Origin of the sequence: Bilifractor sp. LCP21S3_F8 (assembly GCF_052117805.1) — a bacterium.
Lineage (GTDB): Bacteria > Bacillota > Clostridia > Lachnospirales > Lachnospiraceae > Bilifractor.
The window spans coordinates 1-316 of sequence record NZ_JBQKIK010000086.1 but is presented as its reverse complement, the minus strand read 5'-3'; the positions used below and the strand labels follow the sequence as shown (position 1 = coordinate 316).

General features: G+C 42.1%; 1 protein-coding gene. It reads right to left on the bottom strand.

Annotation, left to right across the window (positions count from 1 at the left end; translation table 11 throughout):
• Positions 1 to 134: 134 nt before the first annotated feature.
• On the bottom strand, positions 135 to 316 hold a 182-nt coding region (locus tag ACTQ3A_RS14005; RefSeq protein ID WP_441495204.1), incomplete at its 5' end, for a hypothetical protein.

The window sequence follows — 316 nt, the reverse complement described above, 5'->3', positions numbered from 1 at the left end:
CGTTCCCATTCCGAACACGATGGTTAAGACCCGGGCGGCCGAAAATACTATGCCGGAGACAGTATGGAAAGATAGGCGGCCGCCAGCATCCTTACAACAAATAAACTTACAATAAAGCAAGCGAAAATCTCTCGTTATAAGAGTAGAGAATCACCTGTTGTTGGGAAAGCAAAAAGCTTTACCGGTGATACGAGCTGGAAAATTCCTTTCCGGCTGGTATGGCTGATAAAGCCAGATACGTACCTTGAAAACTGAATACACAAACGATTCCAAAAAGAAATCCAAAGCACAATCGAAAAATCAAAAGATTTTGAAA